Origin of the sequence: Vibrio fortis (genome assembly GCF_024347475.1) — a bacterium.
Taxonomy (GTDB): domain Bacteria; phylum Pseudomonadota; class Gammaproteobacteria; order Enterobacterales; family Vibrionaceae; genus Vibrio; species Vibrio fortis.
In genome coordinates this window covers 1,806,289-1,820,065 of sequence record NZ_AP025487.1, presented here as the reverse complement: position 1 = coordinate 1,820,065, position 13,777 = coordinate 1,806,289, and the positions used below count along the sequence as shown (strand labels likewise).

The following is a 13,777-nucleotide window of genomic DNA, read 5'->3' as shown; positions in this document are numbered from 1 at the left end:
TAAAATTAAAGGAGGTACAACAAGGATGGAATGATTGAGCAATTATGAATACTTCAACTCAACTGAGCCCGCTGCGCAAAACAACCAAACACGAACAAGCAGAAGCCCTTGCGATTGAGCAAGCAAAACACTTCGGTATTGACCCAAATAGCGATTATGGCACCACGCTGGTGGAATTGGCGACGACGCTGTACAAAGCTAACACCAAAACACACGATCTTTGGGCAATAACGGTTGATGGTCTTTCGGAGCTGGATAAGAGTGACCGAATCGCTTGGTTTAACGCCAAACGTTTCTTGTCATTCCAGATCGCTAAGATTCTCGATAATCTACAAAACCCAATGCGCGCGACATACCAATCTATTGCGACTAACAATGGTAACTTTGCGTCTAAAGGTGCGTACCCTATCTTCGACAATGTCGCGGCTATCTTCTCGGCAAGCCCAGTAATTACGCGCACTGCGACTTATTTGTTTGCCTGTACAGAATGGATCGAAGATGCGTTCAATGGCAAAGAGCCGCTGCACGATATTTATTCTCGACTGTTAAATCCAACCTCAATCTCACTCGCCAACCATATGGTTGATCTTGAGGCTGGTTCGAGAGCTAACGAGTATCTTGCATGGAACTTCAACTCCGGTATGGCGGCTATTGATGGCTTACTCAGTCACTTACTAGGGCATGAGGATATAGTGTTGGCCTCGCGCAATATTTACGGCGGTTCGTATCAACTACTGGAAGACTGGTTTGGCAAGCCTTCGAACTTGAATGTTGCGGTAGAGTGGGTGGATGGTTACTCAGGTGATGAATTCGCAACTCGCCTTGATGAGGTTGCTGATAAATACGCAGACCGTCTTGCAGCGGGTAAGAATATCTATGTTTATCTGGAGTCACCGTGTAACCCACATGGCTACGTGTTAGATGTTGCCAACATCAGTAAGGTCGCTCATGCTCGCGGATGGGATGTGATTGTTGATTCAACAGTAGGCACGCCACTGCTACACCCAGTACTCAAACGTGATGATGTTATGGAAAGGCCAGATTATGTGATTCACTCCTACACTAAAGAACTGGCAGGTTCAGGTACCACGACAGCAGGCGTCGTGATTGGCCGCAATGAAACCATGTTTGTACCAAAAGGGGAGGAGGTGACTTTCACTAAACCCAATGGCGATGAGACGACGATTCCATGGAACGAGACGCTGTTTTGGAATGTGTATTACATCAAAGGCGCATTCTTAGATGCGGACAAAGCGTTTGAAGTACTCAACGGCATGAAAACTTACGAGATGCGTGTGGTGCAAAAAACCATCAATACGCTCACTCTCGCGAAGATCTTTGATGCTCACCCAGACATTAATGTCTCTTGTCCCGCTCTACCAGACAGCGATAACTACGAACACTGTCAGAACAACATGCATTTAGGGTTACCTGCGGCGTTATTTACTATTGATATGGAAGGCAACGGTGCTCGAGCGCCAATCAATCGCGATGGGTTTAAACAGTTCTTCGATATGTTGGAACCTGCAATCGGTATGCAAGTAAGCCTTGGGCAAACTAATACTGTAGCGCTGTGTCCGGCACTGACTACTCACTCAGAGCTGAGTGATGAGGCTCTCAATGAAGCAGGCATTAAACCTACGACTATGCGTATTTCGATTGGTTTAGAAGATCCTCGTATGTTCATTGCACATATTATTGAAGCGGCTAAGTTGTCGATAGATCGTAAGCATGTTGATTTTTCATCGAGCTTCCCAAGCAACGAACGCATCGATGAGATCTATATGCAGACCTATATGGACGTGCACCAGAGGTTCGTGAAGAGCCTGCCGAAGTTTGGACAGCTGAGTCAGTAAATTTGCTTGGTAATCTAAGCCAGTAGGCTATGACAAAACACAAGCAACACCCTGTTAGATTAAGAGTCGGCAGGGTGTTTTTATTGTTTTGGTTTCAAAGAATTACGACGACACTGATTTGGCGTCATCCCAAATCTTTTTCGGAAAATCTTGCACAGGTAACTGGTGTCTTTCACACCGATTTCATCTGCTAGTTGTATCAAGCTATGGCCGGAGTGTATGAGTCGCCAATGTACGTGTTGTAGGCGCAACTCTTGCCAATATTGGTGAGCAGACATACCAAACTGTTGTTGGAAGAGTCGGTCTAGTTGGCGACGACTCACTCCAATCAGGCCACCAATATCATCAATGTTGGTGCTCAGTCCTAAATGTTCCTGCATTAATGAAATCGTGCGATCGACATGACGGTTTTGGTAACTGCCGTGCTGAGATGATTTTAATCGGTGATGATTACTACGGCTTTCGTCGACCAGCATATCAGCTAGCCCTTTTTCAGCTCTAATCTGGCCAACATGATCTTGCAAGATCGCGATAAGAAGATCGATAGTCGCGCCGCCGCCTGTACAGCTGATGAGTTTTTTGTCGAAGTGATACAACTGCTCATCACGCACCACCACCTTAGGATAGTTCGCTTTAAATTCATGATGATGTCGCCAGTGAACCACGACTTGGTGGTTGTTTAGTAACCCTAACTCAGCGAGGGTAAAACAGGCATTGTCGATGCTCACGATCTTGATGCCAGCTGATACGACCTTTTTAAAAAATGAGCGATACAAAGGAGCTTGTTGTTGTGAGTCTTGAGCCGTTCGGCTGCCAAACAGGACCACATAATCAACGTCCTTTAGCTCAATTGTCTCAGGAGTGTGCTCAACCGTGACTGGAATATTGCTGCTAGACGTTACGACTCCTTGAGTATGAGACATGACCTGCCACGAACAGTAACGTTGCTGACTAAGATCCGCGTCATCGGCGGAGAAGCGTAGTTTGTCTAGAAATGCTCCAAAGGGAAACATATTGAAGTTGTCTAACGGGATTAATAGAAACCTGACGCTCTTAGATTCGTCCATAGCAGTGATCTCGAATGTCTATATAGTCATATTTTACGTCCATATATTTCCGTTATCAATTTGCTTTTCGACACATACTAGCGACAGATTCAGTTATCTTATTGAAGGTTAGTTATGACGTTTGAAGTGTGGTGTTTGTTTATTTTGTCTGCTTTTGGGTTAGCGTGTATTCCTGGTCCTAACTCTTTATTGGCGCTCAGTCATGGTGCTCAGTTTGGTTACAAGAAGACCCTATGGACGATTTATGGTGGCGTTTGTGGCTTCTTTTTATTAATCACCATAGCCATGCTTGGGTTAGGCACGTTATTAGAAGCTGAACCAGAGCTGATGATTGTTCTTCAATGGTTAGGCGCACTTTACCTCGGGTTCTTGGGTCTGAAGCTATTCTATGCGCCGAGCGTTGATGTTGAAGACAAAGCTGAAGCGGTCATACTCTTACCGCGACAGCTCTTCAAGCAAGGGTACTTTGCCGCATTATCCAACCCAAAGGTGTTGCTATTCTTTACCGCGTTTTTGGCTCAGTTCATCGACCCGAACAAGGCCTTTTTCCCTCAGTTCGTAGTGATTACAGTGACCTTTCTGTGCATTGAATTTGCGGTTGAGTTCGGCGTTGCGAGAGTCGCAGATAAGGTCAAGGTGATGCTCCTAAAAAATGGCCGCGTATTCAACCAATGTTGCGGCGCACTTTTCTTAGCAATGGGTGTGATGGCGATAGTGAAGAGCTTGTCTTGAGGAGTAATTTAGAATACGCAAAGCATCTACCTTTGAATCTGCCTATTCGTCATCATCGCGATGAGTCTAGCAACGCGTTCTCGCATGTCATGCCTTTCTACAATCATGTCGAGTGCGCCGTGCTCTAGTAGAAATTCACTCTGTTGGAAATCTTCGGGTAACTTTTCACGAACGGTTTGTTCGATTACTCTGCGGCCTGCAAAACCAATGCGCGCTTTGGGCTCACCGATGTTAATGTCGCCAAGCATTGCCAAGCTTGCGGATACACCACCGAAGGTTTGGTCAGTGAGTACTGAAATGTAGGGAAGTTTTGCGTCAGACAGACGTTTTAGCGCGGCGCTGGTTTTTGCCATTTGCATTAATGCCATTAGTGATTCTTGCATGCGTGCACCTCCACAAGCGGAAAAGCAGACTAAACCACAATTGGTTTTAATTGCTGTGTCGACTGCCTCCACAAAACGTGCACCAACAACCGAACCCATTGAGCCAGCCATAAATGAAAACTCAAAAGCGCAGGCGATAATAGGTAGCCCTAATAGCTCACCTTGCATCGCAACCAGTGCGTCACTTTCGCCAGTGTTCTTGTGAGCAAGTGTTAGACGTTCTGTGTAGCGCTTTTTGTCTTTGAAATTGAGTAGATCTTGTGGCAGAAATTGTTTGCCTAGCTCCGTATGTTCGCCTTTGTCCAAAAAGCTCTCTAGTCGATTTCGTGCTGACATTCGCATGTGGTGATTACACTTAGGGCACACCTCTAAATTCTCTGTGAGTGCGATACGATACAAGACTTGGTCGCAGCTCGGGCACTTAGTCCAAATGCCTTCAGGGATTGAAGCTTTGTGAGTACTGATTAAGTTCTTCTTATTTAATAGTTTTTCTAGCCAGCTCATACATAAACCTTGTTATCAATGCTTTGAATGATGAATATTGTATAAGCCAATTTTTGGTAATAAAGTGTCTAGTATTGGTTTTATAATCCAACTTTTTGGGATTGTTTTAGGGGTGAAATAACAAGGTGCTAGATAAAATTGATCAACAATGGCTTAAGACCTTTCACTGTGTCTACGAGAACAATAGCTTTAAACGCGCAGCGGAGTTCCTGTGTTTGCCAACTTCAAATGTCAGTCGCCACATCGCGTTATTGGAAGAGCAACTGGATACTCGATTATTCGAACGAACCACTCGTCGCATCGCGCCAACCGAAGTCGGCGAACAACTCTATCTACGCACTCAACCATTGTTGGACAAGCTTAGCGACGCACTCGAAGAAGTAACGCAACAATCACATGAGGTAATGGGGCAGCTCAATATTTTGATGCCAGATTCTCCGGAGCTTGCCCAAGCAGTCGTGTCCTTTTGCACAAAGTATCCTTCGATTTCGTTGTGCTGTGACACTAGTATCAGCCCTAAAGAGGACTTTTTGGATGGCTTCGATGTGATTTTGAGTTTCCACCGAGGAAAGCTTGATGATAACAACTGGATAGCCAAAGAGATTAAACGCTGGTCGAGTGTTGTTGTCGCATCACCTAAGCTTCTGCAAACCTGCACCAAACCAGAGAAGATTACAGACCTAAAACACGTACCTTGTATCACTAGTTTTACCGCTCTCAACGGCACGCCTTGGGTGTTTAAAAATGACAAAGGTGAACTGGTAACACAGCGAGTAAAGTCAGCATTTAAGGTCAATAGCGGGCAACTTGCTATGGCTGGTGGACTAGCGGGTTTGGGTTTTGCAATCCTGCCAGCCGAACTGTGTGAGGAAAAGATTAACGCAGGAGATCTAGAAGTCATTGAGTTGGAATATCAACCCGAAGACTTAGTTTTGTACGCCTTCTACGCATCAAGAAAGCATATAGCGAAGAAAGTTCCTGCGTTTATCGAGCATCTACATAGTTATGCAGGCCAGAATGACTACAAATAGATTGCTTGGTAATCGACAGAGTTTGCAGAGAGCGAGATTTTACCTAATCCAATTTTCTCACTGCGATTGTATTCATCGATTGAGTGGTCAAATCCATAGGCTGTTGCTGGGGCCATGTACTGAGTTACGTCCAAGTGTGTGGTTGTAATGCCGTCATGGCCGTGTCCACAGATAACGTCACGGACTTGATACTGCGTAAGCACTTTCATCACCGTTGTATCATTCTCTAGGCGAATCGCCTTCATCCATTCGGCACCAACGGGGATAACAGGGTGGTGGACGACGACGATCGGATGGTGAGACTTTCTAAGATGCTTTTTAAGCTGCGCCATGCCACGGTTATCAATACGTCCTGAACCTAGTGGATGTTGGTTATCGAGCGGTTTGAAGCTCGAGTCGAGAAACACAAACTCTCGCCCACAAACAGTGGCTTTGTTGGTAACGCAAATCGTTGAGCCTTTTAATTCTGCGCGCATTAATGAAGAGTCGTCATGATTGCCTGCAATCGCGTAAATTGGCTTGTTTCCAATATACTGTTTTATGAACGCTTCTAGCCGAATGTAGTCGCCTAACTGTGGGTTACAGCAAATATCACCGGTTAGAAAAATCGCTGTGCAGTCAGGATCGCTGTCAGCGTATTCCAATGCTCGGCGTAGGTTTTCATAGCTGGATTCATCGGATAGGTGACAGTCACTGATTTGGTATACGATAGTCATTGTTATAGTCCAGTCATGACAATGAAGAAGAGCACCTACCGATAGGCAGGCGCAGATTTAGATCAATTTGCTTTGGCAGCTGTGTGTTGTTCAAACATGAAGGTAATTGCTTCATCATTTAAGCACGACTTACTCACGTATTGACGTTGTTTACCAATATGGATGATTAAGCCTAGGTCTGTCTGTTCAAGCTCGTCGATTTGGCTCCACTTGATGGTGTTCGTGGTTTTGTAGTTTTTGTAACTCACGCCGTTTTCGTCACCTGAAAAGATCACTTTGCTTCCCGCGCCTGAGCTGATTCTTTGTCGCCACAACCACCATGTTCTTTTGCAGTAGACACTGAATGCTTCAATGACACTCAGCACAATAAAGAACCAACCAACATAGCCGCTTGGAAGTAGTTCAAACTCTAATAGAACCACGCCAAAGATAAGGAACAGGAACGCCTTCAAATAGGCTTTAGGAAACTGGACAGGGACGCTCGTTTGGTCATAACACTCAGCAAAGAAAGTTTTGTCGAGCGTGTACTCTGTGGTGAAACCGGGTTCTTTAGACATGTGTAGCTACTTTAAAGTTCTTAGTGGATTGATGGTTTTGCAATAGAGGTAGTGTATCTCTTCTTATTCGCTTTCCTTAGTGATTTTGTCCCTCTTTTGTAAATCGATACTTCTAAGAAGCGAGTTACTCTTTTTCAGTGGGTGGGGATAACCAACGATAGCCCGATAAATTACGGAGCTTGTTTAGCCGTTTCTTATGATCCGCAAGCCTTCTTTATAGGGGGGCTCATCTGAATATCTGTCAAAATGTGACTCTAGATCACTCTCTTCGTTATTGTCATAAAACCTTCACACTCTTACTGATAGTTTTATTTATCTATGTTGTGTTATAACCGAAATGGTATTGGTTCTGTGAATGATTTATAGAGTCCGCAGTAATCAGGTCAGTACTCTAGGTCGGGAGATGTATATGAGAAAAGGAAGTCTGGGTTTTAAGGGAATTCTGTTAGGTTCCGTTGCCTTGTTAATGACGGTGTTATTAATGGCGAGCGAGCTCTATGGATACAAACAAACAGAAGAGTTCGTGATTAGGGATGTAGAGCGGTATTTCACGGATTATACCAAGCAACAATCTCTCACCGTCGAGCAATACTTCGCTCAAAAGGCATCCAGCGTTTCAAGCATTGCCAACCACTATAACAACAAGCCTTTCCCCTTAAATTACGTAGAACAAACTCAAATACTGGCCAAAGCAATGGACATCGGCAGTGTAGTTATCTCATTAGATAATGGCGATGGTTACTGGAATCAGAGCGCCAATACTTGGCCAAACCATAAATATGAGGGTGACGTTACAACGCGAGAGTGGTACTTACTGGCGCAAAGACAGGCTGGCGTGTCGGTTACAGAACCTTACATTGCGAGCGATGGCGTCATATGGATCAGCTTTGTACAGAAAGCATTTGATGGCACATTGTCTTCCGATTTAACGTTGGACTACCTTAACGAAGTAGTAAAACAGGTGTCTGATATTCCTGGAGCTGTGGCGATCATGATGGATCAAAACACGACCGTACTGGCTTCTTCTTCACCGGAAATCAAAAATGGTGTTAAGGCGTCGGAGCTAGACGGGTTTGGTAGCGTGGCTCTTAACGCAGTGAGCCAGCCGTCTGCACTTCAAGAGTACGAGTTTAATGGTACGGGTAAACTGCTTTTCTCGAATGCCTTTAAGGTGGCGGACAAAACATGGTACTTCGCGATTCGTGTTGATGAGTCAGTTGCTTTCGCTGAACTTTACGATCTGCGCCAAGAGAAAATCGTTAGTGTCTTGTTAGTCATTTTGTTTACTGTTTTGATTCTGACTGCTGTATTTAACTACTTATACCGCCCTGTTTTAGCATTACGAGATTTGGTAGAGGGTTTGGCGCAAGGTAATGGCGATTTAACAAAGCGCTTACCGGAGAACTCCAATGATGATTTAGGTCGAATTGCTAAAGGAATCAATGGCTTCGTTTCTCAACTGCAAGATATGGTGCTTGAGGTTAAGTTACTTTCATCAGAACTAAAAAGCAGAACGGCTAATCTATCAGAGCAGTCACGTGTGAGTGCGGAAAGATTGACTGACCACGCTGCAGAGACTGAACAAGTTGCCACTGCGATTGTAGAGATGAACTCTACTGCGGAAGCTGTGGCACTGAGTGCGTCTCAAACGGCTCAACTGACGCAGAAAGCTGAGTCTCTCGGCCATGCTTCAATCGCTACCATCGAGCGCTCTAAAGAGAGTATGGTTGAGTTGAGATCAGATATTGATACTGCGATGGAACGTGTTCAAGACATGAATCTCAAATCAGAGAGTATTTATTCTATCTTAACGGTCATCAGCGATATCGCAGAACAAACCAATCTATTAGCTCTTAACGCTGCAATTGAAGCTGCGCGCGCGGGCGAGCAGGGCAGAGGCTTTGCCGTGGTTGCAGACGAAGTAAGAAACTTAGCGGGGCGTACTAAAACCAGCACCGAAGAGATTGAAAAAGCACTGAATGAACTCTTGGTTGGCAGTAAAACCATGGTTGAAGCGATGGAGAGCACCAAGGCTCGATGTAATGATACGGAAGAGAGTACCAATGGTTTAGAGGCGAGTGTGGCCGAAGTGTCTGTACATATCACCGAGATTAACGATGCGAGCATGCAGATTGCGACGTCCGCAGAAGAGCAGAGCAGTGTGACCCATGAAATTGGCCGTAATACCAATCAGATCAACGATATCGTTGTTGCACTCAAAGCATCAGGTATTGAGATGGATGAAGGTGCAGCCAAGCTTGTTGAGGTGAATAACAGGCTTGATGACCTAATGAGCAAATTTAAAGTCGAAGAGTCAAACCGCTAACACGATTGTAAAAATAACAACCAAAAGCTGATAAGAGCCATCACTCAATGATTTGTGTGATGGCTCTTTTTGATCCGTGACGTTGTTTTTGAAGCAGTATGCAGAGTGATTTAAATCCTAGCTTGGGCTCGATTGCTATTCAAACATGACCTTTCTCTCGTAGTCACACACAGTACAAGTCCGTAAATAGTCTTCCCAAAATAAAATAACGTTGATAATGAGAATTGTTCGCATTAATATGTATTGTAAATGCGAATCACTCGCAAAGTGCTGGTGTGTTTACACAGTATTAGAACGTCTCATTATCAAGGGGAAGGATATGAAGAAATTGGCATTGGCTGTGTCATCACTATTGTTGGCGATATCACCATTGGTAAATGCTGCTGGTGACAAAATGAAGGTAGTGACTACATTCACGGTCTTAGCTGATATGGCTTCAAATGTAGCAGGGGATGCCGCTGAGATCGTGTCTGTCACTAAGCCTGGTGCTGAGATTCATGGTTACGAGCCAACGCCGAAAGACATTGTTCGCGCATCTGATGCTGATCTTATTTTGTGGAATGGGATGAATCTTGAGTTGTGGTTTGAGCAATTTCTCTCAAATATGAAGGACGTTCCGGCGGTAACGCTGACCAAAGGAATCAATCCAATTCCAATCGCTTCTGGTTCTTATGAAGGTAAGCCAAACCCTCATGCTTGGATGGGCTTAGATAATGCACTTATCTATATCGATAACATCGTAGAAGCATTCGCTGAGCACGACCCAAACAACGCGGCGATTTATGTAAAGAACGCAGCTGCTTACAAAGCCAAACTCAGAGCAACCATCGAACCTCTAAAAGACCAGATCGCTCAGATCCCTGACAGTAATCGCTGGCTAGTCACATGCGAAGGGGCGTTTAGCTACCTTGCTAAGGATTTCGGCTTGAGAGAACTGTATCTATGGCCAATGAACGCAGATCAAGTCGGTACACCGCAGCAAGTACGTTCAGTTATCGATGGCGTAAAACAAAACCATATCCCTGTCGTATTTTGTGAATCAACCGTCAATACCTCTCCAGCAAAACAAGTGGCAAGAGATACCGGTGCCCAGTATGGCGGTGAGCTGTTTGTCGATTCGCTATCAACTGCTGATGGTCCGGTTCCCACTTATCTAGATTTGTTAAAAGTGACGTCGACTACTGTAGCAAATGGTCTGACTGCGACGAACTAAGACATATTTCCACGATATTTGACACAATGAATTCAACCGATATTGGGAGTAAAGCATCTGTTATGAGTGATGTTAAAAATGAGGAACACCTTGGTATTTCAGTCAGCGATGTAACGGTTACTTATCGGAACGGTTATACAGCCCTTTATGATGCGGACTTTACCGTACCGCAAGGGTCAGTGACGGCACTGGTTGGTGTGAATGGAGCAGGAAAGTCGACTCTTTTTAAGGCAATCATGGGCTTTGTTCCTATGTCCAAAGGGCAGATCCAAATATTGGGGGAAAGCGTTAAAAAAGCGCTCAAAAGTAACATGGTGTCTTATGTGCCTCAGTCAGAGGAGATTGACTGGAGCTTTCCTGTTTTGGTTGAAGAAGTGGTCATGATGGGGCGTTACGGTCACATGAACTGGCTTCGCAGACCCAAAGATGTTGATCATCTTGCTGTCGACCTAGCTCTTGAACGTGTCAATATGCTGGAGTTTAGAAAGCGTCAAATCGGAGAGCTATCTGGAGGGCAGAAGAAGCGCGTGTTCTTGGCGAGAGCACTAGCACAAGAAGCAAAAGTGATTCTGTTGGATGAACCCTTTACCGGTGTTGATGTAAAAACTGAGCATCAAATCATCGACCTGCTTAAATCGCTTCGCGATGAAGGGCATGTAATGCTGGTATCGACGCATAATCTTGGCTCTGTGCCTGAATTCTGCGATAGAACCATCATGGTCAACAAAACGGTTCTGGCCTCTGGTCCAATTGAAACGACTTACACAGAGGAAAACCTCCAGCGCGTATTTGGTGGTTCACTAAGACACTTCAAATTAGGTGGTAATGCACTTCATCACGATGAAGATACGAGGGAACTGACCATACTTACGGACGATGAAAGACCATTCATTCAGTATGATGGCAAGGCGTTAACAGCGAAAAAGACGGAGCCTCAATTATGATTGAGCTTTTGTTACAGCCATTCAATTACGGTTATATGACTAACGCCATGTGGGTGTCTGCCTTAGTTGGTGGCGTGTGTGCATTTCTCTCTGCGTATCTGATGCTTAAAGGGTGGTCCTTAATCGGGGATGCTCTGGGACATGCGGTTGTACCGGGTGTCGCATTGGCTTATATGATTGGACTTCCATTCGCTTTTGGTGCCTTTATCTCTGGTGGGATAGCGGCAGGCACTATGCTGTTCTTGTCTGAACGCTCGGGCTTGAAAATCGATGTGATCATCGGCTTAGTCTTCACTTCATTTTTCGCACTTGGTCTTTTCCTTATCTCCATCAATCCTATCTCTGTCAGTGTTCAAACCATCACCATGGGTAACATTCTCGCGATTACGCCAGAAGATACTCTTCAGCTCGTCGTTATTGGTGTGGTCACGCTGGTGGTTCTATTGGCGAAGTGGAAAGATCTTATGGTGACATTCTTCGATGAGAACCACGCGCGTTCAATAGGGCTTAATCCGGGCGTTTTAAAGGCGATCTTCTTTACTCTTTTATCTGCATCGATTGTTGCCGCGATGCAAACGGTGGGTGCGCTGTTGGTTATTGCTATGGTGGTGACGCCGGGTGCAACGGCATACCTGCTGTGTGACCGTTTCCCTCGACTGATTTTGGTGTCCGTCATTATTGGTAGCAGCACGAGTTTTGCAGGTGCTTACATTAGTTTCTTCTTAGATGGAGCGACAGGTGGCATTATCATTTGCTTGCAAACCGTTATCTTCCTTTTTGCGTTTTTCTTTGCTCCCAAGCATGGTTATCTGGCTGTACACTTAAGGGCGAAAAAAGCACGAGTAAAGAGCCCAAGAGCAGACGAGCTCACTTCTTCTGATTCGCCACTTGAGCACACGTCTTTGGTAAAGGAGTATTAGTATGGATTTGTTGTTGCCATTCCAATTCCCCTTCATGCAGAACGCTTTTCTTATCTGTCTGATTATTGCTCTGCCGACTGCGCTTCTTTCTTGCTTTTTGGTGATGAAAGGGTGGGCGCTAATGGGGGATGCCGTGAGTCACGCGGTACTTCCGGGCATTGTTCTAGCGTATGTAACAGGTTTGCCGTTATTGCTTGGGGCATTTCTGGCGGGCATGTTATGCAGCTTCCTTACAGGTTTTTTAGCTGAAAACTCAAGAGTAAAACACGACACGGTGATGGGTGTGGTGTTCTCTGGCATGTTCGCGCTAGGGATTGTTCTTTATGTAGCGTTAGATACTCACGCGCACTTAGATCATATCTTGTTTGGCAATATGTTAGGCGTCGATGCAAAAGAGCTAAGTACCGCAGCAATCATCTCAGCGGTGGTTGTTCTTGGTATTGTATTGTTCTGGAAAGATTTCCTGTTGCACTCCTTTGACGAAGTTCAAGCTAAAGTGAGCGGCTTAAATGTGACCGTGCTGCATTACACCTTGCTGACGTTTCTTTCGCTGACGATTGTTGCGACGCTGAGTGCGATTGGACTTATCTTAGCGATTAGCTTGTTGATTGCCCCAGGCGCGATAGCGTTTCTGTTGGTGAAGCGTTTTTCAAGCATGCTGTGGATTGCGTGTTTAGTGAACCTAACGACTATGGTGTTAGGCGCGTACTTAAGTTTCCATATCGATAGTGCACCAGCCCCAACAATCGTTCTGATTCAAAGCTTAGTGTTTGTTATTGCACTTGTACGACGTATCTCGATTACTAAGAAGCAGTCGCAAAAGCTCCGTACAACGACGGCATAACCTGGTCGGAGTATGAAACCGTACATCGTCAAAAGCGCTCACACTAGAGCGCTTTTTGTTTATGAAGAGGTTCTAGAAAGCTGTGATTAAAAGAACTTCTTAATTGCTTTGTCAGCACAAGCAACATCTAAATGTCCGCCCGGTGCGCCGCCGACACCAATAGCACCAATCATAGCGTTATTCAGTTGTACTGGAACACCACCCGCCAAGAACAGTAGATTCTCATCCATGTTCTGTAGAGGCTGCATGATAGGTTTATCAGCGATGAGCTTCATCAAATTACCAGATGGCTGTTTCATGCTGGCAACGGTGAAGGCTTTCTTACGCGAGCTGTCTAGCGTGTGGATACCAGCACCATCCGAGCGTAATTGAGCAATCACGTTTCCCGACAAATCAACAACGGTTGCTGAAACCTTGTAACCGTCTGCCTCACATTGATTTACCGCTTCTTGAGCCAGTTGGAATGCTGCTTTAGAAGAGATTTGTGTAACAGATACGGTTTGAGTTTCCGTTGCCAATGCAAAGTTAGAGATACCAAAAGAAGCGAAGGTTGCGGCGATAAAAGTTCGTGTCATTGTTTTCATGTTTACTCCGTTAATACATATTTTTGTTTGGATTTGTTTAAGTACCTGTGTTTCGACAACAAGGTGTTTTTAATCAACATGGTCATACTAACGAACACAT

The 13,777-nt window shown here is 45.0% G+C and carries 13 protein-coding genes; 8 read left to right on the top strand and 5 right to left on the bottom strand.

The features are described 5' to 3' along the window. Positions 1–44: 44 nt before the first annotated feature. Complete coding sequence (locus OCV50_RS07855; protein ID WP_261902696.1) at positions 45–1,856, top strand: trans-sulfuration enzyme family protein; 1,812 nt, start codon at positions 45–47, stop codon at positions 1,854–1,856. An 80-nt stretch (positions 1,857–1,936) separates the two neighbouring features. Here the strand turns inward: OCV50_RS07855 and OCV50_RS07850 are convergent, their stop codons facing one another. Beyond that, entirely contained in the window at positions 1,937–2,923 is a 987-nt protein-coding gene (locus OCV50_RS07850) for a GlxA family transcriptional regulator (RefSeq protein ID WP_261902695.1), read from the bottom strand. A 114-nt stretch (positions 2,924–3,037) separates the two neighbouring features. On the opposite strand from OCV50_RS07850, the gene OCV50_RS07845 reads away from it, so the two are divergent. Next, positions 3,038–3,655, top strand: a complete 618-nt coding sequence (locus OCV50_RS07845; protein ID WP_261902694.1) for a LysE family translocator — start codon at positions 3,038–3,040, stop codon at positions 3,653–3,655. Between the two features lie 26 nt (positions 3,656–3,681). Here the strand turns inward: OCV50_RS07845 and accD are convergent, their stop codons facing one another. Next, complete coding sequence (gene accD, locus OCV50_RS07840) at positions 3,682–4,542, bottom strand: acetyl-CoA carboxylase, carboxyltransferase subunit beta (RefSeq protein ID WP_261902693.1); 861 nt, start codon at positions 4,540–4,542, stop codon at positions 3,682–3,684. A gap of 125 nt (positions 4,543–4,667) precedes the next feature. Between accD and OCV50_RS07835 the strand changes: the two genes are divergently transcribed. Then, a complete protein-coding gene (locus tag OCV50_RS07835; RefSeq protein WP_261902692.1) occupies positions 4,668–5,573 on the top strand; it encodes a LysR family transcriptional regulator in 906 nt (301 codons plus the stop codon). Here OCV50_RS07835 and OCV50_RS07830 read toward each other — a convergent pair. After that, positions 5,564–6,289 carry a metallophosphoesterase family protein gene (locus OCV50_RS07830; RefSeq protein ID WP_261902691.1) on the bottom strand — a complete coding sequence of 242 codons (726 nt, stop codon included), beginning with the start codon at positions 6,287–6,289 and terminating at the stop codon, positions 5,564–5,566. The two genes, OCV50_RS07835 and OCV50_RS07830, sit on opposite strands and share 10 nt — an antisense overlap. 62 nt (positions 6,290–6,351) lie before the next feature. Beyond that, positions 6,352–6,846, bottom strand: a complete 495-nt coding sequence (locus OCV50_RS07825; protein ID WP_261902690.1) for a YcxB family protein — start codon at positions 6,844–6,846, stop codon at positions 6,352–6,354. Between the two features lie 409 nt (positions 6,847–7,255). Here OCV50_RS07825 and OCV50_RS07820 point away from each other — a divergent pair, with 409 nt between their 5' ends. The 5 genes from OCV50_RS07820 to OCV50_RS07800 all read left to right on the top strand — a co-directional run bounded on the left by OCV50_RS07820 (position 7,256) and on the right by OCV50_RS07800 (position 13,093). After that, a complete protein-coding gene (locus OCV50_RS07820) occupies positions 7,256–9,172 on the top strand; it encodes a methyl-accepting chemotaxis protein (RefSeq protein WP_261902689.1) in 1,917 nt (638 codons plus the stop codon). Between the two features lie 319 nt (positions 9,173–9,491). Continuing rightward, the gene (locus OCV50_RS07815; protein ID WP_261902688.1) at positions 9,492–10,385 is read left to right on the top strand and encodes a metal ABC transporter substrate-binding protein; all 894 of its coding nucleotides are present in this window, start codon (positions 9,492–9,494) and stop codon (positions 10,383–10,385) included. Positions 10,386–10,447: 62 nt separating this feature from the next. Next, on the top strand, positions 10,448–11,329 hold the full coding sequence (locus OCV50_RS07810) for a manganese/iron ABC transporter ATP-binding protein (protein ID WP_261902687.1): 882 nt from the start codon (positions 10,448–10,450) through the stop codon (positions 11,327–11,329). Next, positions 11,329–12,249 (top strand): metal ABC transporter permease, encoded by a 921-nt coding sequence (locus OCV50_RS07805; RefSeq protein ID WP_315974643.1) that lies wholly within the window; start codon positions 11,329–11,331, stop codon positions 12,247–12,249. Before OCV50_RS07810 ends, OCV50_RS07805 begins: the two co-directional genes overlap by 1 nt. Before the next feature lies 1 nt (position 12,250). Beyond that, on the top strand, positions 12,251–13,093 hold the full coding sequence (locus OCV50_RS07800) for a metal ABC transporter permease (protein WP_261902685.1): 843 nt from the start codon (positions 12,251–12,253) through the stop codon (positions 13,091–13,093). Positions 13,094–13,179: 86 nt separating this feature from the next. Here the strand turns inward: OCV50_RS07800 and OCV50_RS07795 are convergent, their stop codons facing one another. Further along, the gene (locus OCV50_RS07795) at positions 13,180–13,677 is read right to left on the bottom strand and encodes a GlcG/HbpS family heme-binding protein (protein WP_261902684.1); all 498 of its coding nucleotides are present in this window, start codon (positions 13,675–13,677) and stop codon (positions 13,180–13,182) included. Positions 13,678–13,777 lie beyond the last annotated feature (100 nt).

What these genes read in the sequence shown, in the direction of transcription:
- OCV50_RS07850 (WP_261902695.1), bottom strand. Translation starts at nt 2,923, where the DNA reads ATGGACGAATCTAAGAGCGTCAGGTTTCTATTAATCCCGTTAGACAAC.
- OCV50_RS07810 (WP_261902687.1), top strand. Translation starts at nt 10,448, where the DNA reads ATGAGTGATGTTAAAAATGAGGAACACCTTGGTATTTCAGTCAGCGAT.
- OCV50_RS07825 (WP_261902690.1), bottom strand. Translation starts at nt 6,846, where the DNA reads ATGTCTAAAGAACCCGGTTTCACCACAGAGTACACGCTCGACAAAACT.
- OCV50_RS07800 (WP_261902685.1), top strand. Translation starts at nt 12,251, where the DNA reads ATGGATTTGTTGTTGCCATTCCAATTCCCCTTCATGCAGAACGCTTTT.
- accD (WP_261902693.1), bottom strand. Translation starts at nt 4,542, where the DNA reads ATGAGCTGGCTAGAAAAACTATTAAATAAGAAGAACTTAATCAGTACT.
- OCV50_RS07845 (WP_261902694.1), top strand. Translation starts at nt 3,038, where the DNA reads ATGACGTTTGAAGTGTGGTGTTTGTTTATTTTGTCTGCTTTTGGGTTA.
- OCV50_RS07855 (WP_261902696.1), top strand. Translation starts at nt 45, where the DNA reads ATGAATACTTCAACTCAACTGAGCCCGCTGCGCAAAACAACCAAACAC.
- OCV50_RS07795 (WP_261902684.1), bottom strand. Translation starts at nt 13,677, where the DNA reads ATGAAAACAATGACACGAACTTTTATCGCCGCAACCTTCGCTTCTTTT.
- OCV50_RS07815 (WP_261902688.1), top strand. Translation starts at nt 9,492, where the DNA reads ATGAAGAAATTGGCATTGGCTGTGTCATCACTATTGTTGGCGATATCA.
- OCV50_RS07820 (WP_261902689.1), top strand. Translation starts at nt 7,256, where the DNA reads ATGAGAAAAGGAAGTCTGGGTTTTAAGGGAATTCTGTTAGGTTCCGTT.
- OCV50_RS07830 (WP_261902691.1), bottom strand. Translation starts at nt 6,289, where the DNA reads ATGACTATCGTATACCAAATCAGTGACTGTCACCTATCCGATGAATCC.